This is a genomic window from Peribacillus sp. V2I11, from assembly GCF_030817135.1.
Taxonomy (GTDB): Bacteria; Bacillota; Bacilli; order Bacillales; family DSM-1321; genus Peribacillus; species Peribacillus simplex.
On sequence record NZ_JAUSYW010000001.1, the window covers coordinates 1,119,245 to 1,144,310 of the forward strand.

Genomic DNA, 25,066 nt, shown 5'->3' on the forward strand with positions numbered 1-25,066 from the left:
CCCGGTAATCATTGTATTCCTACACCTTTTCCACTATAACAAATCCGATTGCGAATTACACGCCATCCTATTAAAACAGTTACGAAACCTTGAAATAAACCGATTATTCCACCAAGCAGAACCCCAAGGTATGTGATCATCGACAATTCCTTCTTAGTGATGGAAACGACCATTTCCTCAAGTCGGGACACCGAAAACGACGAAACCTGTTCTTCCACGATATCGTCCAAATGCAGTTTTTGGAATAGCGGCTGAAAATGATTGAATAAGTACTCGGCACCTTTTTCCACGAAGATCGGGACGCCCTTTTCCACAATGGTGTCCGAGAAATTGGCCGTCAATTCTCGTACCGGCTTATTCATGATCGAAGCGACAGGCAGCATTTCAGCCGTTTTTTCGGTAATCATTTGTTTTATCGTTTCTCGTCCGACCATTCCCTCGATTTTCTCTACATCCCATTTCTCGAGATTTCCCCACACTTTCACCATCATCACTGACAATATATCAATCGTTCTCGATTGTTCAAAGAATTTAATGATTTCCGGCTGAATCTTATCAATTAACTTTTCGTTTCCAATGAAAATCTGAATTAAATTGATCAGCTTGCCCTGTTCCTTGAAAAAATCATCCAACATGTCTTCAAGACGGCTTTTGCCTTCTGCACTGTCAAAATATTCTTTTCCCTTTTTCACGATGAAACGTGAAAAATCAGGAATCGAGTCGAGGGCTTTTTGCTGAATGTGCGGCGGGACGATATCCTTCAAGCTCTTGCTCCTGTTCTCATCCGCCAAGAATGAATGTTTGTAATCTCTGTTCCAACGTAAATGAAGAATTCTTCATTCCCAATTGATCAAGCAATTGAGCAGTACTTTTTTCCTTGCACATTGCTTTCTTTACTTCTGCCTTCACGAATATTTTCATATTCTGTATAGAGGCATCATTGATGACTTTACTTTGAATGCTCTCTGGCGTGATTAAATGATCAACCACCAATTTGCCTAATTGTTTGGCTAACTCATCCTGCCGCTTCGGAATCAACCCTGGTGTCAACGGCAGCTGTTTCCCGAACATATAGATTGGTTTATAAGGTCTGAACAGCATTCTGATAGCTAATTAATTAGTGAAGCTACCTATTACAGCACCTACGACAACCATAAACAGTATCGTCATCCAAAACTCACCCATGAAATTTCTCTTTTTATTGCTTGAAATAGAGGCTTGATGACACCTTCTAATTAAAAAAACATAGAATGTGTTATCCACATTTGCCCATCATTTAATAATAAAAGGATATTAAACTTAGTGCAAACGGGGAATTATTATGAACCTAAACCATCAGAAAGTTTTCATTACGGTAAATCCCGCAGAGACTAGAAAGAAGGCGCTACTGTTTATCGAAGAAAAACTATTTGAGGAATGGGGCCTTCAATTTGGAGAACCCGTAACGATCATGGCTGGATGCCGTTCCGTCCCGGTACTTGTCCAGCCATTCCCTTCATCCCAGCCTACATTGAAACTTTCATATGATATGAACCAAATTTTATCCTTACCCGTTTTTTCCGATCTAATCTCCGTCTCATACCATGCGGAGGGAAGGTCAATTAAAATAGGCCCATTCTTCGCTTCACTCATGAACCAGACTCCCTTACAAGACGGGACATTCGGCGAGATGGAAAAATTTTACCAGGAAATGAAATCATATTGTAATCAGCAGGGCATTCCCTTCTATTTAGTAAAACTGCAGTCTCTTCAAGATGGAGTTGTGGAAGGCTACCTGCCATGGCAAGGTGGCTGGCAAACCTTGCCCCTCCCCATTCCTGATGTATTTTATAACCGGATTCATTCGCGCAAACTTGAAGAATCGCATTCTTTCAAGCTGTTTAAAACTGAACTGGAGGAACGGTCGATACCGATGTTCAATGGAAGCTTCCTCTCCAAACATCATGTACATGAGCTGCTAATCTTAGAAGATGAGCTGTTGCCAAATTTACCAGAGACGATACTTTTTAACGAAAAGGAATCTTTCTTCACTTTTATAGAAAAGCATTCGGTAATCTACTTTAAACCCGTATCAGGCAGCCAAGGCAGGAATATTTGCAGATTAACGCAAGTAGCTGGAAAATGGAAAATCGAGCAATCTGGACATCTCCAGGATGTGCATTTTGCTGATACGGATGAAAAGTTGTATGAAACCTTAAAAAGATTTTCCAGAAAACAATCCTTCATTCTTCAAAAAGGGATTTCCCTATTCGAAACCGCTCAGAGAAAAGTTGATTTCCGCATTCTTCTTCACCGGAACGATCAGCTTGAATGGAAAGTTTCATCAATGGTTGCCCGGATTGGGGACCCTGGTACTATCGTTTCCAATATTGCACAAGGCGGATTGATGAAAAATGGGCCGGATTTTCTAAAGGAAGCATTTGACCTTCAGGACGCCAGCCGCATATATCAAAAGCTCGTACGGCTAGCTAAAAACACTGCCCAGGCCTTAGTGGAAAACCATGACGATTCATTCGGTGAGCTAGGGATCGATTTGGCACTGGATACCGATACCCACCCATGGATCATCGAAGTGAATTCAAAACCTTCGAAAAAATTTCAAGGCAACTATGAAACCTTTCGTCCATCAGTAAAGTCAATCATAGATTTCATGCTTGCCCTTAACCGCGAAAACCATCCATAAAAGGAGTTGCTAGCACGTGTTAATAGGATTAATGGCCGCGTCGGATACACATGAAAACAACTACTTCACCGAGATAGCCAAAACCGCTAAATCATTTAATATGAAAGTTTGTAAATTCTCACCGGAAAATATTGATATGGGTCTAAAAAAAGTGCAGGGCGAGCGTTTTGATGCCGAGAACGAAACTTGGATCGCCGCATCTTTTGATTTACCCGATTTTGTATATGATCGCTGTTTTCACGGATTAGTCCGTGAGTCAACGGAAACGCGACACAAAATCGATTGGTTAAAAGATAACTCGAATTTCTTAGGGCTGGGTCTTCCTGGTAAGTGGGAAGTGTACCAAATCCTAAAAAACCATCCACACCTACAAGCATTTTTTCCAGAGACCGTACAAGTGACGACACCTGAAGACATTACCGGTCATTTGGAACGTCTGGATAAAATCATCATCAAACCTGAATTCGGTGCAGGCGGTACAGGAATCTATCTTCTTTCAAATACCGAAGACGGCACTTTGGTATCCATGACGAAAAAGGGCACCAAATATGACCGCCAATTCTCCTCCAAATCACAGCTTAACAAATGGCTGCAGCATTTATTAAATCGATACCGTTACCTCTGCCAGCCATATTTGGAACTTTGCAACCAAAATAACGAGCCATTTGATTTACGGATTTTACTTCAAAAAAACGAGAAGAATCACTGGATGGAACGGGGCCGCGGAATTCGTACGGGGCAAAAAGACGGAATTACCTCAAATCTTGCCACAGGCGGGGAAGCCATTTCACTGGATACTTTCATCAAAAGAAACCCGGAAACGATTACGATTGCTGTCGAACGAAAGATTCAGCATATCCTTCGAACCCTGCCCGTAGAAACCGAGGCTGTCTTTGAAAGATTATTCGAGTTGGGGATTGATTTAGGCATCGATAAAAAAGGCCAAATATGGATAATGGACATTAACTCGAAGCCCGGAAGGAAAATCATTCAGGCACTACAGCCGGAGACCATGAAAGATATTCATCGCGCACCGTTTCAATATAGCCAGTATTTAGCCGAACATCTTCAGAAAGCAGGTGAATAGAAAGTGAGAAAGACTTATCCTGCCGAAATTGCCGCTATCCCTGGCAATGTTCTCTTCTACCCTTCAGAGCTTGGAGATTTGGCAGAGATTGAATTAATTTATTTCGGACGACATTCATGTCCTGCCATCGTCAAACAAAACCCGGCAGTCAATCAATCAATCGTCCTATCGGAAAGTCTTGCGGAATCTCTAATATTCGATCATACCGATATCCCCCTTCATTTGTTCATATACGGCAAGAGCATCCATATCGGACCGCTTGTCGGAATTTTTTCTTCAGGCTTCACCGGCCTTTCAAACAAACCATTAGGGGAGAGATCGGAATTTTTCTCAAAGCTCCTTTCGCTTAGCAGGACCACAGGCTGTATCCCCTTTGTTTTTGGAGAGAATGTAATCAATTGGGATGAGGAGACTATCAAAGGCTATGTATTTGATAACGATGACTGGCACATTAATGAATTTCCTTTTCCTAACGTCATCTATGACCGTCTCCCGAATCGGTTGATGGAAAACCGCGATGGACCTAAAGAAGTGAAGCAAAAATTTCAAAAAGAATATACCATTCCATGGTATAATCCTGGGTTTTTCAATAAATGGGATGTAAATGAAAGGTTATGCGCAGATGAGCGGGCACTGCCTTATTTGCCGGAAACGTATCCATTTCAATCCATGTCCGTGGTGGAAACCCTTCTTTCCCATTACCGGCAAGTTTATATAAAGCCCATTCACGGCAGCCTCGGTCTAGGGATTCACCAAATTCTTTATGATAAGCATGAGGATGTTTACTATTGCCGCTATACAAATGAAGCAAAAGAAAATAAACTGCAAAAGTTTTCCACATTGGAATCCATCGTTAAACATATTTTTCACGACCGACCGCTTGAGAACCTTATCGTGCAGCAGGGCATCCCATTAATTCGATCTGAAAAACGTCCAGTGGATTTCCGGGTCCATACGAACAAGGACAGTAATGGAAAATGGCAGGTAACCGCTATCGCCGCAAAAATCGCCGGCGCCGGCAGCGTCACGACCCATATTAAAAGCGGGGGTGTCATCAAAACGGTTGCCGAACTGTTTGGAGATGACGATGAGGCCAAAGAAGTCGAACGAAAGCTATCGGAAGCCGCACTGATTTTAAGTGACAGTATAGAAAAGAACTTGGATGGCATCATTGCAGAAATAGGATTTGATTTTGGATTGGATAAAAAAGGGCAGGTTTGGATGTTTGAAGCCAATTCCAAACCGGGACGATCCATCTTCTCCCATCCAAAACTCAAGGATTTTGAATTGCTGACCAGAAAGCTAAGCCTTGATTATGCCATTTATCTTACGGAACAGACGATTACGAAATCAATCAGTGTGCCGCGATGAACATTTTTTACGATATCCCCACTGAAAATTGGCACCACACTCATGAGAATGCGGAGCTTTTCGCCGGCTCTGCCCAAGAGGAAATCAGCTATAAAAAGGTCCATTCAAATCAACCTCTAATTCCAATCACAATATTTCCAGGTAACCGGATGCTTACCGTCGGAATTTTAACTATTTCCAATCCCAAAAAGGAATCAGGTTTGGGTGGAAACCTGAACCTTTTTCGGGACCTATCCTTATATTTATTGAAACATGGAATATTGGCGTATGCATTCACAGGAAATGCCCTTCATTCCGAGTCGATGAGAGCTTATGTTTTTTCCTCCATTTCAAACAAGTGGATCGAATGTAAAGTGCCCTTACCTGACATCGTCTATAACCGTATCCCCTCGAGGAGCTATGAGGCGTCAGAGGAATTCCAACATCTCATCAAATATTTTAAAGAATGCCGAATGAATCTATTCAACCCCTGTTTTATAGATAAATATGTGATGTTCGAAGCATTAATGGAAGATGGATCCCTCACCAATCACCTTCCGCCCACCATGGTCTTACGAAACAGCGGTTGCCTTGATGCTTTCCTGGAGACCTACAGGCATATATACCTTAAACCCTGCAAAGGAAGCCAAGGAAAGGGCATTTATACCATAATCAAAAGCGATGATGATACACTATTGTTCAATAGCTTAAAGCATAGTGAGTCCTTCCCGGACTTCGCGTCATTCTGGGAAACAAAAAAAAGGGATTTATTAAAAAGGAGCTACATTGCTCAACAGGCGATCATACCAAAAAAACTTTTTGGACATCGTTACGATTACCGGATTCTCGTCCATTATGAAAAAGGTTTTTATAAAGTGACCGGCAAAGCGGTAAGGATGTCACAAACTCAGGAAATCACCACCCACACTCCCCGAGGGGGTAAGCTTTTTCCTTATCAAGACCTGCAATCAAGAAGCCTGAATCTGAAATTAGAGACTATCGCCCAAAAATGCGGAGAGATACTTTCAAAAAAAATCGGGTTTCTCGGAGAGTTTTCCATTGATATAGGGGAAGACGAATCAGGCTCTCTCTTCATATACGAAGTAAACTCAAAGCCCATGCAATTCGATGAGGAGGAAATTGAAACAAATAGGCTTTTGCATTTAAAAAAACTTTTCATTGAATTAACTTTTCCCAACCTAACAATAAAATAACACCTCCATCTGCCGTTTTCCATTATAATTAAATGAGAAACTGTATATATGGAGGTAATACATATGATCACTCATTTTCAATGGGCACCATTACATAAGAATCTGCCAGGATGGAAAATTTCCTTTTATTTCAACAAGCAGGCAGTCCAAGCCTTGTATCATAAAGATGGATCCATCGAGTGGACAGCCAATCCGCCTTCCGAAACAGATGAAACCAAACTCAAAAGCATGATACATGATTTAATGATCTTCCATGTATACGAATGAACCCCCTTTACATTCATGAAATCCCTAAACAGAATAAAAAAAACTCCTTTGCCTAAACTAAAGAAAAAGCTAGGAGGGATTTATTTTGGATAAAGAAAAAATGACATTTTTAAAGGATACCGAATATGATGGCAAGGATTCCGTTTACCTGGATATCGACCGTATCATCAATGAAGGAATGGCGGGCGGAAATGTGTATGAAGTCGCTAACCTTCAGAACATCGAAGAAGCACATGACTTTTATGATGAAACAGATCCCAATATCAATAAATAAATTATGTGGGCTCTCTTATGGAGGGCTCTCCTTTATTTGATGTGGACTTACCTATCCCGTTCATCTCCATGTGTATGCAGTCAGACCGTTAAACGGATAACATTCAAATAGTTCCATTCTCCCTCGCACTTAAAATATTTTCGTTTAATATCGATGTAATGATATGTTCTGAATCCCATTCATGCCCAGATATCTCGATAAGGGGATAGCGGTTCGGTAAAACGACCTGCTGGATTTCATGAACGGTCAGCCCTTGAGAATGTAAGTTTAAAATTTCACCTTGGAGGTTTTCCAAATAATCGAGTTTTTTCCGGAACATTTCCTTCCCATCAGGCACATGCCCAGCATGGCAGCAAAACACTTCCCCAAAGTCATATTGAAGTAATTTTTTTATGGAACCGATGATGACCGGGACAGACTCCTCCCGTAAGACAAGCTTTGTTTTTGGCGTTACGAAAAGGTCTCCTGAAAAGAGCATGCCATTACTGTGATTCAAATACACCATATGGTCCTTCGCATGACCAGGGGTAAAAATCGGCTCCCACGTTTGGGTACGGGAATGAATGGCCTTCCCTAGCGGCTCAGCTTTAAAGGCGTCTCTCTTTCCCCAGAAAATTTTGCGATATTCAGGATATACAGCATCCTTTGCACAAACCTCAACCGACATCGAGTGAATGAAAAGCGGGACCTTTTTATGTTCCTGTATCCATGCAGCGCCCCCCGTATGGTCTTCATGATAGTGAGTCAGTGCCACTGAGTCGAAGTCTGCGGACTCATAGAATGGAATAAGCTCTTCCAATAAAATCTCTGCTCCAGTATCTATCAATAGGCCATCCGTTAAAAAGACATAAACACTCATCCCCGACTTGTTCCCGCCAGGAGTCCCGTGAACACAAACCACATCATTTATCGTCTTAATCTCTATCATTCAATTGCCTCCCCCATCATTGTACCAAAATAGTTTAATCTTCCTTTTTTTAACTTCACTATAATAAATGTAGTACCACTTTACCTTTTTGACAAGAAAATATTGGAATAATTAACCTTGATGGAATTGCTGGATTATTGCATAATAGCCCTTTTTCCATGAATTTTTTTAACGGACCATACCAAATTTAACGATAAAAAATCATTCCAAAATCACAGAAACGATTGACATTGTCGAATTTTACAAATAATATAGATTATATTATAAAACTTGAAATATTCTAAAATAATAATTTACTTATCAAGAGTGACGGAGGGATCAGGCCCTGTGATGTCCGGCAACCGCCCTTAGGGAACGGTGCCACTTCCTGCAGAATGATTGCATTCTGAAAGATAAGACGCGATATAATTTCGCTGCCTCTTTCTGAATGATAGAGGCAGCTTTTTTAATGTTTAAGGGGGAAAGCGCATGATTGAAATCCGTTCAGTCCGAAAGGAATACGTCTCGAAGAAAAACCGAGTTATCGGAGTGGATAACGTTTCTTTGACCATTAAAACAGGCGAAGTGTATGGAATTGTCGGCTACAGTGGGGCTGGAAAAAGCTCATTACTCCGCTGCTTGAATTTGCTTGAACGTCCGACAGGTGGAAATATCATCATCGACGGCATTGATTTAAACTCTATATCAAGTAAAGAGCTTCGTAAACAACGCCAAAAAATCGGAATGATATTCCAGCACTTTTCCCTGGTCAGTTCAAAAACCGTTTATGAAAATGTCGCTTTCGCCTTAAAGGCAGCGCATCGATCGAAGGACGCCATCAGGTTACGTGTATTGGAATTGTTGGAAATCGTAGGGCTTAGCGATAAGAAAGATGTCTATCCGGCACAGCTTAGCGGTGGACAGAAGCAGCGGGTCGGCATAGCTCGCGCCTTAGCAAATGAACCCACTGTACTATTATGTGATGAAGCGACTTCAGCCCTTGATCCAACAACTACAAAAGCGATTTTACAGTTATTGAAAAAGATAAGCAGTGAGCTTGGTATCACCATCGTGTTGATTACACATGAAATGGAAGTGGTCAAAGAACTATGCCACCGAGTCGCCGTCATGCAGGATGGCCGGGTAATTGAGGAAGGCCCCGTTTATGAAATATTTTCACAGCCTAAGCAGGAGTTAACGAAGCAATTCATTAGCAGTGTACTGGATTTCGAACTCCCTTCGCACTTGCTTGAAGAAAGTAAAGGTACGATTATTAAAATTCAATTCGAAGGGCAAACCGCCGGTGAGTCGATTCTTTCGGATACTCTCCAATCCCATTCAGTAAAGGGTAATATTTTACACGGTAAAATTGAGTATATCCAGGATGTCCCTTTAGGCATTTTGATCATCGAGTTAATTGGCGATGCCACCCAAATTCATTCGACATTGGAATATATAAAAAGTCGTTCCAGTTCTGTGGAGGTGTTAAAACATGTCACTGCTTGATCCCATCGTCAATATTTTACCTGATCTTAATAAAGCCTTTCTTGAAACGATTTATATGGTCGGCGTTTCCCTTGCAGTAGCTCTGCTGATCGGTTTACCGCTTGGAGTATTGCTGTTTACGACAACCAGGAATTTATTTTTTGAAAATAGCATCGTGAATCGATCTCTCGGTTTCGCAGTCAATATTGTACGTTCAATCCCGTTCATCATTCTCTTGGTCGCCCTCCTTCCTTTAACGGACCTTCTTACGGGATCGACGATAGGGCCAAGAGCGGCTTCTGTTTCCCTGTCCGTATCGGCAATACCTTTTTTTGCAAGAATCGTTGAATCGGCATTACGTGAAATAGACAGAGGAGTGATTGAAGCTGCAATTGCCGTAGGTGCCACTCCATGGATGATCATTAAGGATGTACTTCTTCCAGAGGCAAAACCGGGAATCATTCAAGGATTGACATTAACGACCATTTCGCTAATCGGTTACTCTGCAATGGCAGGGACAATCGGCGGAGGCGGAATTGGCGACCTTGCCATCCGGTACGGATATTACCGTTATGACAACACAGTCATGATCACGACGATCGTCGTGCTGATCTGCCTTGTGCAAATCATTCAAATGGTTGGTGACAAAGCCTCATACATTGTTAACAAACGATAGGATCAGTCATTATTTCAATGATTCAATACATTTCATTACTCAGGAGGAATTTCAAATGAAGAAAATAGCTTCGTTATTATCAGTCTGTGCACTTGCCCTTGGCTTAGCAGCTTGCGGAAGCGATGATGCATCCCCAAAAACTGAAGACAAAAAAGAATTGAAGATCGGGGCGACTACCGGTCCCTACGCCGATATGGTTAAAGAGGCCATCAAACCAGGTCTTGAAGATCTCGGTTACAAAATAGAAATCGTCGAATTCACCGACTATATCCAGCCGAATAAGTCGCTTGGCAACCATTCAATCGACGCCAACCTATTCCAGCATAAAGTGTACATGGACAACTTCGCTAAAGAAAATGATTTAAAGCTTTCCGACCTTATCATTGTTCCAACAGCACCAATGGGCATATATTCGAACAAGTATAAATCATTGAAAGAAATTAAAGATGGTACATCCCTTGCAGTGCCCAATGATCCGGTTAACCTCGCACGTGCACTTAAAGTGCTGGTGGATGAAGGGTTGATTGAAGTCGATCCGGATGTCGATCCTTTAAAAATATCTGAAAAGGATGTAACGAAAAATCCAAAAAACATCCAGCTCAAACCATTGGAATCCGCTCAATTGCCACGGGCAACAGACAGTGTTGACCTATCAGCGGTCCCTGGCAACTTCGCTCTTGCAGCGAAAATGGACCTAAAGGATGCCCTTGTTTTAGAAAAAATGCCGGATATGTATCGAAACGTTGTTGCAGTGAATACAAAAGATATAGACGCTCAATTTGCCAAGGATATTAAATCAGTAGTGGAATCCGACCAGTTTGAAAAAGTGATCGATGACAAATTTGCCGGATTCGGAAAACCTGACTGGATGAATTGATCAAATAATCAAGGCCTGCTTCCCCTTCACTGGGAACAGGCCTTTCATTAAGGAGAAAGAATATGAATACCTTACTGGAGGTCCGCAGCGGCCCCGCTTATTACGCCTGTAAAGCTAATGTCCTTGAAAACCTGGAAGCAAAACTGAGTAAATGGAACATTCGTAAAGTGCTCGTTATTCATGGAAGAAAATCATGGGAAGTTGCTGAACCCTTTTTTCCTTCCTTAGAAAATATTGAGACGATCTTTTTCACATACGGCGGGGAATGCAGTGACGCAGAAATTGAGCGTGTCAATAAGTCTGCTCTTGAACAAGGTGTGGATGCATTAATCGGCATTGGCGGCGGTAAGCTGCTCGACCTCGCCAAATCTGCCGGAAACTCGCTTCAAAAGGAAATCATCCTCATTCCTACCTTAGCTTCCACCTGCGCTGCCTGGACACCGTTGAGTGTCATTTATGATGATAATGGTTCATATGTCCGCTATGATATTCATGAAAAAAGCGCTTGGATGTTATTTATCGAACCAGGAATTCTTCTGAATTCGCCTATTAACTATTTACGGGCTGGAATCGGCGATACATTGGCGAAATGGTATGAGGGCAATGCACTGGCCGAAAAGCTTGCCACCAAGTCCGTTTGTATTGAATTGGCCCATATAGCCGCAAGGCAATGCCAGGAAGTTTTATTGACATATGGCGAGGAAGCCTTAGCTGATTTGGAAAAGGGTAAATGGACAGACGCGCTGCAGCGTGTAATTGAAACGAACATCATCACCAGTGGTCTAGTTGGCGGCTTTGGCGACCAGTACTTGCGCGTTGCCGGTGCCCACTCCATTCACAATGGCCTGACTACCATCACGCAAGCTCATCATTTACTTCACGGGGAAAAAGTGGCATATGGCATTTTAGTCCAGCTTGTGTTAGAAGGGAAATTCTCGGAAATCAAACAATTGCTGCCAATCTACCTGGTGCTTAAACTGCCGATGACAATGCTTGATATTGGCCTGACGGTTGAACATAAGGCGGAACTTCAACAGATTGCAGCCCACTCTGTCAAAGAAGGTGAAGACATCCATCTTCTTTTCCCTGATATCAACAAGGAAAAAGTGGCAGCCGCCATGGAAAACCTTGAAATCCTCACAAACCACGCAAGCACATCCATGAACTAAAAAAGCGATGGAGTTTTTATCCATCCTTGTTTTACTCCCCTTCGGGAAGTAAAGGGATTGTATTATAACCATGTTTGTTTAAATCATCCTTTTCACCAAGCAAACATAAAGTGCGTCAATACTTCAGAATAATAAAAGAAGGTTTCAACCTACTGTTTGTTTCCATAATCCAAGAAGATCACTTTCAAGTTGTCTGTGGATACCTGCTTTTCTATCGGCAGATTCCGGACGGCCCTTTTCCCAATTCCATATATCTTGGAGAGTTTCTGAAAGGGGACGGAATGTTAGTCCATTATTGATGGCTTTATTGTTATCGACAGCCAAAAACCCATTCAAAGGTTTCTTAGCTCCCGGTAAAGGGAACTCTTCTGGTATCCATAAAGGCATCTCTCCCCACGGCTCCACTTTATTGTCAATTAAAAACTTTTCAGATACCCATGTAAAATCAGCATTACTTCTTGTTACCTTTTTGCAGCCTTCAAGTAATTGCCCCATAGTCAGTGTGTAATCTGGTCCGACGGCATTATATGTACCTGTCATATTTTTTTCTATCATTTGTATGACCCATTGAGCCAAGTCCCTTGCATCGATAACTTGGATTGGACGTCCAGGGCGTCCAGGAGATAAAATTTCTCCCCCTTCCGCTATTCTTTTAAGCCAGTACGGCAATCGGTCAGTGTAATCATACGGACCTACTATTTGCCCGGCACGAATTGACAAGACTTTTCCAGGCAGTTCTTTTTCAGCTGCTTTTTCGCTTAATGATTTTAAAGGTCCATAATATTCACCGTATATCGGTCCAGCAGTTCCGCCGGTGATCTCTTCTGCTTTATCTTCATTTAGTGTATGAACCTCTCCATTTTCATCAATACCTGGTTCGGTTGGATCACTATAAACTGAGATGCTTGAAATATATGTATAATGTTTAACTTGATTAAGCAAGCTGCAAGATTTCGAAACAGTTCGAGGGATAAAACCCGATGTGTCAATGACTGCATCCCACTGTCTTCCTTTCAACATTTCCAGATCCCCGTCGCGGTCCCCTCTTAACTGTTCTATTTCGGGAAAAACATAAGGATCGCTTCCACGATTAAAAAGTGTGACCTCATGCCCTTTCACTATCGCAGCTTTTGCTAAATATCGGCCTAAAAACCGTGTACCACCCAATATTAAAATGTTCATAAGATCTCCTCCTCTTTAACGATATTCCATTAAGCATACGCAACACCCTTTCCTAAAATTAATATTACTTGCAACTTTTCTTTGAACTCTCTTTTTGAACCGTGAATTTCCCTTCTCGGAAAAACTCGCAATATCCTATTCTTTTGAACTTTATTCTTTTTCGCTATAATGATATGGAAAGGGAGAAAGAAGGTGGAAACGATGCTTGAAAATCTCAAACAAAAATTCCCGAAGGCTCTTACCAATAAAAATGATACTGATTATATTTCTGACTATGTTTGGTTCGAAGACTCAAGAAGTATACTTGGCATTCCCCGTTCAGAAATCACAGCCGAAGAAATCCGTTTATTGGAACTGCTTTTTGCTCCTTCCATAAACCCAAATAACCTCAATGCACATCCAGACTCATCATGGAAAACTTTTTTATCCGAACCGAATGCACCATTGCCTTTAACGAGCTGGGAGAATGTTCGATTTCTTCATTTTAAGCTGACTCATGCTGATTTTTCCAACTCCGATTTTGAAGAGGCCTTCCTCTCTTTCGTTCCATCTGACGCAACATTGGTCTGGGAAAATGAAACGGCAGGAGTCTTAATTGAAACGGGCAAGGATGAACCATTATCAAATAAAGAACTAATCGCCATTTCTTCCACCCTTGAAGGTGACTTTTATGTTAAGACCCGTATGTTCACCGGGCGCTTTCACCCTGTAAATCAAGACCTTCATCATCACTGGACTCAGGAAAAAAAGTGTTTTGATATGGCACAGGTGCACCTGCCGGATCTAAAGGTGGCTGATTTGGCAGACATCATCCCTCACTCATTAATTAATGATCCATCCGTTAAGAATGCAAAGTGGTATATCAATGAGATTCTTGGCAAGACCAAGCAGGATGCTGAACTTATCAAAACGATTAAAACGTATATCGAATGTAATTCCAATGCCACCTATGCCGCCAAACAGCTTTATATACATCGGAACAGCTTACAATACCGAATAGACAAATTCTCTGAAAGTACTGGTCTTGATATTAGAAACTTCCGTCATGCCCTTACTGCGTACTTGATTCTATTACTGATTGATTAATTTTCATGAGTAGGTAATATCATCCTTTTTTTGTGCAATGTGCCCATACTTTTTTCTGAACTGATAGCTTAGACTATAGCTAATTGGTACAAGTAATCATTTTAAAAGGGGGATTTTTCATGGCGGAGTTAGTATTAGATCATATATTCAAGATTTATGATAAAAAGGTGACGGCCGTTAAAGACTTCAACCTTCGCGTTGCCGATAAGGAATTCATAGTTTTTGTGGGACCTTCAGGTTGCGGCAAATCGACGACATTAAGGATGATTGCCGGACTGGAAGACATTTCACAAGGGGATTTATATATAGACGGCAAGCGAGTCAATGATGTCCCCCCAAAAGACCGTGATATTGCGATGGTTTTCCAGAACTATGCCTTATATCCTCATATGTCCGTATATGACAATATGGCATTTGGATTAAAGCTCAGGAAAACGCCAAAAGCGGAAATCAAGCAAAGGGTCAATGAAGCGGCAAGGATTCTCGGACTTGAAGAGCTGCTAAACAGGAAACCTAAAGCCCTTTCAGGAGGTCAGCGCCAGCGTGTGGCACTTGGCCGTGCAATTGTAAGGGACGCAAAAGTTTTCTTGATGGATGAGCCATTATCCAATCTCGATGCAAAACTGCGGGTTCAAATGCGTGCAGAAATCGCTAAACTACATAAACGGCTAGACACCACGACGATATATGTCACGCATGACCAAACAGAGGCAATGACCATGGCGACACGTCTTGTTGTAATGAAAGATGGAATCATCCAACAGGTCGGTGCCCCAAAAGACGTATACGAGAAACCCACAAACGTCTTTGTCGGCGGTTTTATCGGATCGCCTGCCATGAACTTCTTTACCGGGACATTAAAAGAAGGCACAATTAAAATAGGCGAACAAACGCTTGAAATACCTGAATTGAAGATGAAAATGCTGCGTGATCAAGGATATATCGGAAAGGATATAATCCTTGGCATCCGTCCGGAGGATTTCCATAATGAAGGAACTAGCTTTACGGAGTCCCGTAACACTACATTCACGACCCAAATTGATGTAGCCGAACTCATGGGCGCGGAGATCATGCTCTACTCCACGTTAGAGGGGCAGGACTTCGTCGCACGGGTCGATGCCAAGAATATCATCCAGGCAGGTGAAAATATCGAACTTGCCCTCGACATGGATAAAGCTCACTTTTTTGATAAAGGGACTGAACATCGCATTTTAGTTGAAGAAGATGAACAGATGCAGGAAAGCATGAAGTTACCTGCCAATTAAACGTAAAAAGACCCGTTCACGAATGGGTCTTTTTCGTTGATTCAAAATAAGGGGTAGATTCATTCCTGGACCAATACCACTTCATCATGTCCGCATTCAGAGCATTTCATGAGATGCGGGCATTGGCCTTTCTGAAGGGATTGAGGATATCCGTCGTTTTCTTTAAGTATGTCGATATCCATGTAAGCACTGTAATCATCAGCGTAGTCCATGAATTTCCCTTTATCATCAAGATCACTGCCGCATTCCGGGCAATTCACATGAATTTTTCTTAGACCGTTGCAAAGCGGGCATAAAGACATTGTTTTTCCTCCTGTTCCCGATACTTATGATCTCAGTATTTGTTGATTCCATTATTTTAACACATGGAAACACCCTCCCTAATACCAGAGGGAGGGCACCGCAATTATTTATTAACCATGTTAGCAGGATCGACCCATGCTTTGAATTCATCTTCCGTCAGGAACTCCAATTTCAACGCCGCTTCTTTTAACGTAGAGTTGTCCTTGAATGCTGTTTTGGCGATCTTGGCTGCTTTTTCATAACCAATATGCGGGTTCAATGCTGTTACCAACATAAGGGAACGTTCTACATTTTCTTTGATTTTATCTTCATTTGCAGTGATGCCAACCGCACAATTATTGTTGAATGAATGAATGCCTTCCGTCAATAATTTGACCGTTTGCAGGAAGTTATAGATGATGACTGGTTTGAATACATTCAATTCAAAGTTACCTTGGCTAGCTGCAAAGCCAATTGTAGCATCGTTACCCACGATTTGTGTTGCAATCATGGTAAGCGCTTCACTTTGTGTTGGATTGACTTTACCTGGCATGATGGAGCTGCCTGGCTCGTTTTCTGGAATGGCTATTTCGCCGATTCCGCTTCTAGGACCACTTGCCAGCCATCTGACATCGTTCGCAATTTTCATTAAATCGGCTGCCAATGCTTTTAAAGCACCGTGTGCGTAGACGATTTCGTTATGGCTTGTCAATGCATGGAACTTATTATCAGATGTTACAAAAGGATATCCTGTATCCGCTGCAATTTGTTTGGCAGAAAGTCCCGGGAATTCTTTTTTTGTATTGATTCCGGTTCCTACAGCCGTTCCGCCTAGTGCAAGGTTCAATAATTTTTGGCTGCTTTCCTCAATCATCGCTAGATCTTTGTCGAGCATCGCTTTCCACCCGGAAATTTCTTGTCCTAATGTTAATGGTGTAGCATCTTGAAGATGTGTCCGGCCAATTTTCACGACATCCCAAAATTCTTTTTCTTTTATATCGAATGTATCACGAAGGGCTTTGATGGCAGGGACCAATTTTTCAGCGACTTCCATAAAGGCAGCAATATGCATGGCGGTCGGGAAAGTATCATTGGAGCTTTGTGCCTTGTTAACATCATCATTCGGGTGAAGGGTTTCCGATTCACCATTTTCTTTCAACCATTCATTCCCTTTGTTAGCGACCACTTCATTCACGTTCATATTACTTTGTGTGCCGCTTCCCGTTTGCCAAACTACAAGCGGGAAATGTTCATCAAGTGTACCTTCAAGGATTTCGCCGCAAATCTTGACGATGGCATTCTTTTTAACTTCCGAAAGATCACCAAGATCATAGTTTACCTTTGCCGCAGCTTGTTTAACGTATGCAAATGCACGCACTAATTCAATCGGCATTTTTTCGTTACCGATTTTGAAATTGTTACGGCTTCTCTCGGTTTGTGCTCCCCAATATTTATCAGCAGGAACTTTCACTTCACCCATCGTATCTCGTTCGATTCTGTATTCCATGTGTTCTCCTCCTATGTTTGCACAATTCATTGAGTACCTTTTGCATATGGAATGAATAATGTCGTATTATTCTTTCTCTCCATACATTGTACAAACTTTATTATTTTAAAGCAAAAATATCCGGCTGACCCTTCCCATTTTTCTGAAAAATCCATGATCCTTGCTGTTTATATGAAAATTCGGATATTTTTTTTGGACACATAAAGTGTTGACACCGCTAGGCTCCAATTGACCTAGTCATGCACATCAAAGCTTTACCCACCCAAAATGTTCTTGACAGTATTTTGTATATATAGTAAATTCAAAAGAAATTGAATAATCTAAACTCTTATCGAGAGAGGTAGAGGGAATGGCCCGATGACACCTCAGCAACCTTCATTTGTTTCAAACCAATGAAAAGGTGCTAATTCCACAAGTTTGTGAACTTGGAAGATAAGAAGAATGACTCGTCCCTACTTAATCAAAGTCTTCTTCTTAAAGAAGACTTTTTTTTATTCTATATAACTCAAAGGAGCAGTGAAAACCATGTACAAAACTGAAACATATCTTGCTCAATTAGGAAATCGCAGCGAAACGGCGACAGGAACAGTCAATCCGCCGGTATACTTTTCAACAGCTTTTCGCCACGAAGGAATTGGCCAATCGACGGGATTCGACTACACAAGGACAGGTAATCCTACACGCCAGCTATTGGAGCGTTCCATCGCCGATCTGGAAAAAGGCGACCAAGGTTATGCCTGCAGTTCAGGAATGGCCGCCATTTCCACAATACTCGCCCTTTTTAAATCTGGTGATGCATGGATTGTCAGCGAAGATCTTTATGGCGGTACATATCGTCTATTAGAACAAGGTTTTAAAAAATGGGGGTTGCAGTGTGACTATGTGAACACTTGTTGTTTGGAGGATATCGAAAAAGCCATCACTCCTCACACGAAAGCCATCTTCATCGAAACTCCCACTAACCCTCTTATGCAGCAAACGGATATTAGCGCCGTTGCCGCATTGGCCAAACGATATAATTTATTGTTAATCGTTGATAACACTTTTTACACGCCTCTTATTCAACAACCCATCCTGCTTGGAGCGGATATTGTGATTCACAGTGCAACCAAGTATCTCGGTGGTCATAATGATGTGCTCGCCGGACTGATCGTTGCTAGCGGCGCTGAATTATGTGATTCACTTGCCTTCCATCATAATGGTACTGGCGCTGTCTTGAGCCCATTTGATTCTTGGCTGTTGATGCGCGGAATGAAAACCCTGGCATTGCGGATGGAGCGTCATGAAAAGAATGCCAAGATACTTGTAGATTACTTATCGGAACATGATTGTGTTACGGACGTATTGTATCCCGGCAGAGGCGGCATGATTTCATTCCGAATCATTGATGAAGCGGCGGTCAACCCATTTTTACAATCGCTCTCATTAATCTCTTTTGCAGAAAGCCTTGGAGGGGTTGAAAGCTTCATCACCTATCCTGCCACACAAACACATGCCGATATTCCGCTTGAAGTCAGAACGGCAAATGGCGTTTGTAATCGCCTGCTCCGCTTCTCCGTTGGCATCGAGGATAGCGATGATTTGATTGGTGACTTGCATCAAGCATTCGCACAGGTAAAAAGGGAGGCACTACGATGACAGATCATGATTTTAGCTTTGAAACCAAATTACTTCATAATCAACATAAATTCGATCCGGCAACGGGCGGTGTGAGCGTCCCCATTCAGCACGCATCGACTTTCCATCAATCCGATATCGATCAATTCGGCAAATATGATTACAGCAGAAGCGGGAACCCAACTCGCGAGGCACTTGAAGACATCATTGCCGAACTTGAGGACGGCACCCATGGCTTTGCTTTTTCATCAGGTATGGCTGCCATTTCTACAGCTTTCCTGCTATTGTCTGCCGGGGATCATATCGTCATTTCCGAGGATGTGTATGGCGGAACGTTCAGGATGGTCACAAGCGTATTGTCGCGTTTCAATATTGAGCATACCTTCGTTGACATGACGGACCTTGAAAGCGTCAAAGCGGCCATTCAGCCAAATACCAGGGCCATATACATCGAAACGCCTTCAAATCCGTTACTTAAAGTGACCGATATTCAAGCCGTATGTGATATCGCAAAAAAAGCCGGTGCCTTAAGTTTTGTTGATAATACATTCTTGACGCCAGCATTGCAAAAACCACTGAATCTGGGCGCTGATGTTGTCCTTCATAGCGCGACGAAGTTTTTATCCGGACACAGTGATGTGGTAGCTGGGCTTGCGGTAGTGAAAGATCCGGAATTGGCAGTAAGACTCGGTTCCCTCCAAAACTCATTTGGAGCGGTTCTTGGTGTACAGGACGCCTGGCTTGTAATGAGAGGCCTGAAAACCTTGTCAGTTAGAATGGAACATTCACAAAAAGGGGCAGAAAAGATTGCAGCCTACTTAAAGGAGCAGCCCTTGGTGAAAAAAGTGTATTATCCCGGCCTTGCCGATCATCCACAGCACGCCATCCAGAAAGGACAGTCGCTTGGAGCAGGTGCGGTCCTATCATTTGAATTGGAAAGTGAGGAAATCTTCCGTTCTTTCGTGAACACTGTCGAGCTCCCTGTTTTTGCCGTAAGCCTTGGTGCGGTCGAATCTATATTATCCTACCCGGCCAAAATGTCCCATGCTGCCATGCCTGCTGATGAAAGGGAAAAGCGAGGCATCACGAACAGCTTGCTCCGCCTCTCTGTCGGACTTGAAAATCCGGACGATTTAATAAAGGACTTCGATGCAGCCCTCGTAAATATTGCAAAAGGGGAAGCAATTGCTGCAAAATGATTAAAAGATGGGTGCCTCATATATTATGGGCACCCTTTTTCTTAGTATCATTGTTAACTCTTTTCAACCCAGCCATACAAAAAAAGGCCATCGATTTCCCGATGGACTGACTCTCATTTCTTCATATTATATTTATCCAGGAAGCGATCCACCCGTCCGCCTTTTTCAGCAAACTTCTGCTTTCAAGTATAAAAAGGGTGCGTATCTGAACTGATTTCCACTTTTAATAAAGGATACGTTTGGCCGTCTTCCCAAATGATCGTTTCATTGGACGTCTTCGTTGAGCCTGTCAAAAATTTATACTCACTGTTGGTATCCATGAATACCACTCGTTGATAATCGGGATGAATTTCTTGTTTCACTATTATCACCTCATTGTCAGTATAGGTATATACTAAACGTAATGATTACTATTATCAACATTTGTGCTTGAAGGTACCAAAAACGGCACCCTCATTATAGTTTAATCTTGATTATCGACCCTTATTCAATTGTGTTCAGCCAGCCATGTCTTTATGCGGACCAGCCTGCAGTTCATACATTTGATGGTACTTCCCTTTTAGTTCCATTAATTCTTCATGTGTACCTTTCTCAGCAATCCGCCCTTTATCCAGTACAAGAATTTGGTCGGCATTTTTTATCGTGGAAAGTCTATGTGCAATGATGAAGGTCGTTCTCCCTTTTTTCAGCACTTCCATTCCCTTCTGGATAATTGCCTCGGTTTCGGTGTCGATGCTTGCTGTCGCTTCATCCAAAATCAATATTGCCGGATTGAATGCAAGAGCACGGGCAAAAGAGATTAGCTGCCGCTGTCCGGAAGACAGTGTTCCTCCTTTTTCGATCACGGGTTCGTCCAGCCCTAAAGGAAGATGCTTCAGCACTTTGTCCCCCCCAACATCTCTTAATGATTTTTCAACCATTTCCCTTGTAATGCCTTTATGATTCAGACTGATATTGGATGCGATGGTGCCAGTAAATAAATACGGATCCTGAAGGACGATTCCCATATGCTCCCTAAGCGTCTGATGGGGAATATCCAATATATCTCTTCCATCGATTTTAATTTGCCCTTCACTACTGTCATAAAAACGGAACAATAAATTCATTATGGAACTTTTTCCTGACCCAGTATGGCCAACTAAAGCGACCGTTTCCCCTTGTTTAGCAGAGAAGGAAATGTCCCTTAACACATATTCATTATCCTTATAACCAAAAGAAACATTTTCGAATTGCACGTTTCCTTTGTATCTGGATATGTTTTCATCACTGACTGCCAATCCCTGCTCATCCAATAAACTGAATGCCCGCTCCCCTGCAACAAGTGCCTGTTCAAGATTAGCGAACTGATTGACGATTCCATGAAGCGGATGAAGCAGGCGGCTGATCAAATCAACAATTGCATACATCATCCCTAAGGAAATGGCAGACCTCGCCGTAAGGGAAATCCCACCGAAATACCAGACGAATGCCATTAGCGCCAAAACCTTAATGACACCAATCAAGTTTCCACCCGTCAACGAATTCAAATGGAGCATTTTATTTTGATAGGAATAATGCTCCTGGTTCAGATTTTCAAAAGATTGCTTCGTCTCCTTTTCACGTCCAAATGCCTGAATGATGCTCATTCCAGAAATGGATTCATTGATCATCCCATTAATATCGCTGACCCGTTCCCGAATGATGTGATTATATTTCGATGCGAATTTACGGTATACCATCGTCCAGATAACGATGATCGGAATAAGTAAAAGGCCAATGGTACCGACTCGTGGATCCAGAATATACAAAGCAATTAGTACGCCGAAGATATTAATTGTACTCGAGAAGAAGTTGGCGAGCACGGTTACATATAATTCCCGGATCGCTTCCGTATCATTAGTGACCCTGGCTACAATTTTCCCCGCTGGCATATTATCGAAATAACGTATCGGCAGACGGGAAATATGTGTGAAAATATCATTTCGCATCTTCTGTATGATTCGGTTCGCCGCTTTCTGTAAATAAAAACTCTGCCCATATTGAAAAATGGAGGAAAGGATGACAAGACTAAAATAAAAAGCCACAAGCTTAATGATCCGCGGGATTTCCGGTTGGTAAAACCGCATCACTTCCTGACTCGTCAATTTCACTGCTTGCGCACGTTGCTCTTTCCCGCCTTTCTTGATGATCAACGATTGGTTCTCCAAGGTTCTGCGCCCATCGATAGGAACAGCTTCATTTAAGAAGACAAATTGATTGCCAACCTGCAGAACATGGACTTCCCTGCCTTTCTTCTCACCTTTTGCAAAGTAATCAGCCCGTTTATACCAATTTCCATCAAACTTAACAGCATCTTTTCCTTTACCCGCTTCATACCAGGTAGATTCGATGCCAAGTATATGTGAATCGATGATTTTCTTGGCAACGAAAGGACCCGTTAAATCGGCCGCTACCGAAAGTGCCAGCATGATCAGGGCGCCAATGATCAATTTTTTATAAAGGGCAGCATAATTAAAAAGTTTCTTTACGACCTTCATGCCTTCACCCCCGTCCCTTCGTCAACCTGCTGTCGTTCATATTGTTCCCTATACCAGCCATCATTCTGCAGTAAATCCGCATGAGTCCCCTCTTCGATGATCTCTCCGCTGTCCAACACGATAATCCTGTCCGCGTGCTGAACGGCTGATAAGCGATGGGTTGTGATGATGGTCGTTTTCCCTGCCCGTTCATTTTGGATATTTTCGATGATCGTCGTTTCCGTTTTTGCATCTACAGCGGATAAGGAATCATCCAATATAAGGATTTCCGGATTTTTGATCAGTGCCCTGGCAATCGAGATCCTCTGCTTTTGCCCTCCAGATAGAGCGACACCCTTCTCACCGACGAGTGTCTCAAGACGGTTTGGCAGCATCATTAAGTCCTTCTCAAAATCCGCAAGACGGATAGCTTCAGCCAGTTCATCTTCCGTTGCATCCATTTTACCGAATAAGATATTTTCCCTAACAGACTTCGAGAATAAAAAATGGTCCTGTGGAACGTAGCCGATCCATTTACGAATATCCTCAAGGTTCAGTTGCTCCAGCGGCATGCCTGCAAAAGCGATTTCACCTGTTCCTAAAGGATATTCCCGCAGCAATTGCTTCACGAATGTCGTTTTTCCACTACCTGTTTTCCCTACTATCCCCAATGTTTGACCGCGCTCAAGCTGAACGGAAATATCGGATAGATTCACAACCGTTGAGGAAGGGTATGTAAAATACACTGAATTGTATTGGATATTTCCCGGATTCGGAATATTCTCCAGACCCAATGAATTCTTCACATCCGCTTCATATGAAAGGGTATCCTGAACACGGTCCAGCGAAGCATTTCCCCTTTGCATGACATTGATCAGTTCACCCACCGCGATCATCGGCCAAATTAACATGCCTAGGTACACATTGAACGAAACAAGTCCGCCAAGCGTTATGGCCTGTTGAAACACAAGATAAGCTCCATAGCCCAAACCGATTAAATAACTGATGCCGATGATAATGCTGATCGTCGGATCAAAGAGGGCGTCGATTCTTGCCACAGCTAGATTTTTACGATATACATCCTCGGTCATTTCTTCAAACCGCTTTTCATCTTCCCGTTCCTGGACATAGGCCCGGATAACACGGACACCTGAAATGGATTCCAGGACCTTGTCATTTAAAGTACCAAAGGCTGCTTGTGCATCCGTAAAACGTTTGTAAATTTTCTTCACGTAAATTTGCATCATCACTGCCATGATCGGAAGCGGCAGCACCGCCGCAATCGTCAACTGCCAGCTGATCGTGGCTCCCATCATGACTACAACCGTAATGGTGAACAGCACCGCGTCAACGAGGGTCAATATCCCGAAACCAGCAGTGAGGGATATTGCCTTTAAATCATTGGTTGCCCTTGCCATTAAATCCCCTGTACGGTTTTTTTCATAAAAGGTCGGCGTCATTTTCAGCAAATGGCCCATAAATCCGGACCTTAGTTTTCGTTCGGCCAAGTTTCCGCCGCCGAATAACAGATAACTCCATAGGTAACCAAATAGGTAACTGCCGGTCAGTACCATGAGCAAATAAATAACGTATTTCATGACCCCTTCTTGAGTCATGCTGCCATTGTTCATATCATCGATGGCATTCCCGACAAGTTTTGGCGGGATAACCTCCAAGATATTCACTAGACATAGAAATAAAATCGCCAAGGTATAACGCTGCCACTGTTCTTTAAAGAACCAGGACAGCTTTTTAAAAATCGCAAACATGAATTCCCCTCCCTTTTGGTCAAACCTTCACTCGCTAACCGCTTTCTGGATCTCCGGGTTGCAATAAGATATCCATTGTCTTTTGTCTCATTTAAAATTCCTCCTATCATTTATTGGAAAGGATGCTAATGTACCCGTATCCCAAATGCCAAAAAGCCCCCGCCTATTAGCGGAAGCTTTTTTAAATGCGTCATAACACATATAAAAGCGCAGGCCGCGAAAATTCCACAACCTGCGCTTTAAAATGATCAATGAACACGTTCTCAATCCTTTGTCTAGAACGACAAGGTTTCAGGGCAGGCGGACGTATGATATTCGGTTGTGACATCCATATGCTTAACTGATTTAGTCATGACGTTCGCCTCCTTTTCTATTGATTAATGGTAATTTTTAACTTATGTTTAAAGATTACTACTTGTGCCTATTTTTGTCAATTGTGACTTTTCTAGATTATTGATGGATAATCCTTTATTCTTATAAGAATGACGTAACCTAAGGAGGTTCAGCATATGCAATGGAGAAAATATATACTCCTGGCGGTTCCCTTTTTATTTTCATCCATTTTCATCTTATTTGCCGTACCGGTAAAATATAGACTGTTATCCTTCATTCCTGTTTTTCTTTTCTGGATAGTTTATTATATTTTATTGTACCTGGAAAAGAAGAAGAAAAATA

22 protein-coding genes, 1 pseudogene and 2 riboswitches are annotated in these 25,066 nt (G+C 42.3%); of the genes and pseudogenes, 14 read left to right on the forward strand and 9 right to left on the reverse strand.

Annotated features, from left to right (window positions below; translation table 11 throughout):
- Positions 1-8: 8 nt before the first annotated feature.
- Both QFZ73_RS05445 and QFZ73_RS05450 read right to left on the reverse strand, forming a co-directional pair.
- On the reverse strand, positions 9-764 hold the full coding sequence (locus QFZ73_RS05445) for a DUF445 family protein (protein ID WP_307263886.1): 756 nt from the start codon (positions 762-764) through the stop codon (positions 9-11).
- Between the two features lie 16 nt (positions 765-780).
- A complete protein-coding gene (locus tag QFZ73_RS05450; RefSeq protein ID WP_251433316.1) occupies positions 781-1,101 on the reverse strand; it encodes a DUF445 domain-containing protein in 321 nt (106 codons plus the stop codon).
- Positions 1,102-1,321: 220 nt separating this feature from the next.
- On the opposite strand from QFZ73_RS05450, the gene QFZ73_RS05455 reads away from it, so the two are divergent.
- The 6 genes from QFZ73_RS05455 to QFZ73_RS05480 all read left to right on the forward strand — a co-directional run bounded on the left by QFZ73_RS05455 (position 1,322) and on the right by QFZ73_RS05480 (position 6,875).
- Entirely contained in the window at positions 1,322-2,683 is a 1,362-nt protein-coding gene (locus QFZ73_RS05455) for a YheC/YheD family endospore coat-associated protein (RefSeq protein ID WP_307263891.1), read from the forward strand.
- A 16-nt stretch (positions 2,684-2,699) separates the two neighbouring features.
- A complete protein-coding gene (locus QFZ73_RS05460) occupies positions 2,700-3,770 on the forward strand; it encodes a YheC/YheD family endospore coat-associated protein (RefSeq protein ID WP_307263893.1) in 1,071 nt (356 codons plus the stop codon).
- A gap of 3 nt (positions 3,771-3,773) precedes the next feature.
- Positions 3,774-5,141, forward strand: coding sequence for a YheC/YheD family endospore coat-associated protein (locus tag QFZ73_RS05465; protein ID WP_251433308.1), 1,368 nt, complete (start codon positions 3,774-3,776; stop codon positions 5,139-5,141).
- Positions 5,138-6,334 (forward strand): YheC/YheD family endospore coat-associated protein, encoded by a 1,197-nt coding sequence (locus tag QFZ73_RS05470; protein WP_307263898.1) that lies wholly within the window; start codon positions 5,138-5,140, stop codon positions 6,332-6,334. The genes QFZ73_RS05465 and QFZ73_RS05470 overlap by 4 nt, the downstream gene beginning before the upstream one ends.
- A gap of 63 nt (positions 6,335-6,397) precedes the next feature.
- Positions 6,398-6,601 (forward strand): YheE family protein, encoded by a 204-nt coding sequence (locus tag QFZ73_RS05475; RefSeq protein ID WP_251433303.1) that lies wholly within the window; start codon positions 6,398-6,400, stop codon positions 6,599-6,601.
- Between the two features lie 85 nt (positions 6,602-6,686).
- Positions 6,687-6,875, forward strand: coding sequence for a hypothetical protein (locus QFZ73_RS05480; protein ID WP_053534060.1), 189 nt, complete (start codon positions 6,687-6,689; stop codon positions 6,873-6,875).
- A 103-nt stretch (positions 6,876-6,978) separates the two neighbouring features.
- Here the strand turns inward: QFZ73_RS05480 and QFZ73_RS05485 are convergent, their stop codons facing one another.
- On the reverse strand, positions 6,979-7,803 hold the full coding sequence (locus tag QFZ73_RS05485) for an MBL fold metallo-hydrolase (protein WP_307263906.1): 825 nt from the start codon (positions 7,801-7,803) through the stop codon (positions 6,979-6,981).
- Between the two features lie 294 nt (positions 7,804-8,097).
- A riboswitch (SAM riboswitch) is annotated at positions 8,098-8,202 on the forward strand.
- A 69-nt stretch (positions 8,203-8,271) separates the two neighbouring features.
- Between QFZ73_RS05485 and QFZ73_RS05490 the strand changes: the two genes are divergently transcribed.
- The 4 genes from QFZ73_RS05490 (at position 8,272) to QFZ73_RS05505 (ending at position 11,989) form a co-directional block, all read left to right on the forward strand.
- On the forward strand, positions 8,272-9,288 hold the full coding sequence (locus QFZ73_RS05490) for a methionine ABC transporter ATP-binding protein (protein WP_307263910.1): 1,017 nt from the start codon (positions 8,272-8,274) through the stop codon (positions 9,286-9,288).
- A complete protein-coding gene (locus tag QFZ73_RS05495) occupies positions 9,275-9,943 on the forward strand; it encodes a methionine ABC transporter permease (protein ID WP_207440868.1) in 669 nt (222 codons plus the stop codon). Before QFZ73_RS05490 ends, QFZ73_RS05495 begins: the two co-directional genes overlap by 14 nt.
- Before the next feature lie 55 nt (positions 9,944-9,998).
- The gene (locus QFZ73_RS05500; RefSeq protein ID WP_307263913.1) at positions 9,999-10,820 is read left to right on the forward strand and encodes a MetQ/NlpA family ABC transporter substrate-binding protein; all 822 of its coding nucleotides are present in this window, start codon (positions 9,999-10,001) and stop codon (positions 10,818-10,820) included.
- Positions 10,821-10,882: 62 nt separating this feature from the next.
- Complete coding sequence (locus tag QFZ73_RS05505; RefSeq protein WP_307263915.1) at positions 10,883-11,989, forward strand: iron-containing alcohol dehydrogenase family protein; 1,107 nt, start codon at positions 10,883-10,885, stop codon at positions 11,987-11,989.
- 144 nt (positions 11,990-12,133) lie between these two features.
- On the opposite strand, the gene QFZ73_RS05510 is transcribed toward QFZ73_RS05505, so the two are convergent.
- Complete coding sequence (locus QFZ73_RS05510; RefSeq protein ID WP_307263918.1) at positions 12,134-13,171, reverse strand: NAD-dependent epimerase/dehydratase family protein; 1,038 nt, start codon at positions 13,169-13,171, stop codon at positions 12,134-12,136.
- Between the two features lie 201 nt (positions 13,172-13,372).
- Here QFZ73_RS05510 and QFZ73_RS05515 point away from each other — a divergent pair, with 201 nt between their 5' ends.
- Both QFZ73_RS05515 and QFZ73_RS05520 read left to right on the forward strand, forming a co-directional pair.
- Positions 13,373-14,257 carry a PucR family transcriptional regulator gene (locus QFZ73_RS05515; RefSeq protein WP_307263921.1) on the forward strand — a complete coding sequence of 295 codons (885 nt, stop codon included), beginning with the start codon at positions 13,373-13,375 and terminating at the stop codon, positions 14,255-14,257.
- 119 nt (positions 14,258-14,376) lie between these two features.
- A complete protein-coding gene (locus tag QFZ73_RS05520) occupies positions 14,377-15,522 on the forward strand; it encodes an ABC transporter ATP-binding protein (RefSeq protein ID WP_307263924.1) in 1,146 nt (381 codons plus the stop codon).
- A 59-nt stretch (positions 15,523-15,581) separates the two neighbouring features.
- On the opposite strand, the gene QFZ73_RS05525 is transcribed toward QFZ73_RS05520, so the two are convergent.
- Together QFZ73_RS05525 and fumC are read right to left on the reverse strand one after the other, a co-directional pair.
- Complete coding sequence (locus QFZ73_RS05525; RefSeq protein ID WP_063232298.1) at positions 15,582-15,824, reverse strand: hypothetical protein; 243 nt, start codon at positions 15,822-15,824, stop codon at positions 15,582-15,584.
- Between the two features lie 104 nt (positions 15,825-15,928).
- On the reverse strand, positions 15,929-17,311 hold the full coding sequence (fumC, locus tag QFZ73_RS05530) for a class II fumarate hydratase (RefSeq protein WP_307263929.1): 1,383 nt from the start codon (positions 17,309-17,311) through the stop codon (positions 15,929-15,931).
- A gap of 325 nt (positions 17,312-17,636) precedes the next feature.
- Positions 17,637-17,750, forward strand: a riboswitch (SAM riboswitch).
- Positions 17,751-17,836: 86 nt separating this feature from the next.
- On the opposite strand from fumC, the gene QFZ73_RS05535 reads away from it, so the two are divergent.
- On the forward strand, positions 17,837-18,949 hold the full coding sequence (locus QFZ73_RS05535; protein ID WP_307263932.1) for a methionine biosynthesis PLP-dependent protein: 1,113 nt from the start codon (positions 17,837-17,839) through the stop codon (positions 18,947-18,949).
- Complete coding sequence (gene metC, locus QFZ73_RS05540; protein ID WP_251433260.1) at positions 18,946-20,127, forward strand: cystathionine beta-lyase; 1,182 nt, start codon at positions 18,946-18,948, stop codon at positions 20,125-20,127. Before QFZ73_RS05535 ends, metC begins: the two co-directional genes overlap by 4 nt.
- Positions 20,128-20,240: 113 nt before the next feature.
- On the opposite strand, the pseudogene QFZ73_RS05545 reads toward metC, so the two are convergent.
- The 3 genes and pseudogenes from QFZ73_RS05545 to QFZ73_RS05555 all read right to left on the reverse strand — a co-directional run bounded on the left by QFZ73_RS05545 (position 20,241) and on the right by QFZ73_RS05555 (position 24,391).
- A pseudogene (locus QFZ73_RS05545) lies at positions 20,241-20,489 on the reverse strand (type B 50S ribosomal protein L31).
- Between the two features lie 135 nt (positions 20,490-20,624).
- Positions 20,625-22,643: an ABC transporter ATP-binding protein gene (locus QFZ73_RS05550; protein ID WP_307263935.1), complete on the reverse strand. Its 2,019-nt coding sequence runs from the start codon at positions 22,641-22,643 to the stop codon at positions 20,625-20,627.
- Positions 22,640-24,391 (reverse strand): ABC transporter ATP-binding protein, encoded by a 1,752-nt coding sequence (locus QFZ73_RS05555; RefSeq protein WP_307263938.1) that lies wholly within the window; start codon positions 24,389-24,391, stop codon positions 22,640-22,642. The genes QFZ73_RS05550 and QFZ73_RS05555 overlap by 4 nt, the downstream gene beginning before the upstream one ends.
- Between the last annotated feature and the right edge of the window lie 675 nt (positions 24,392-25,066).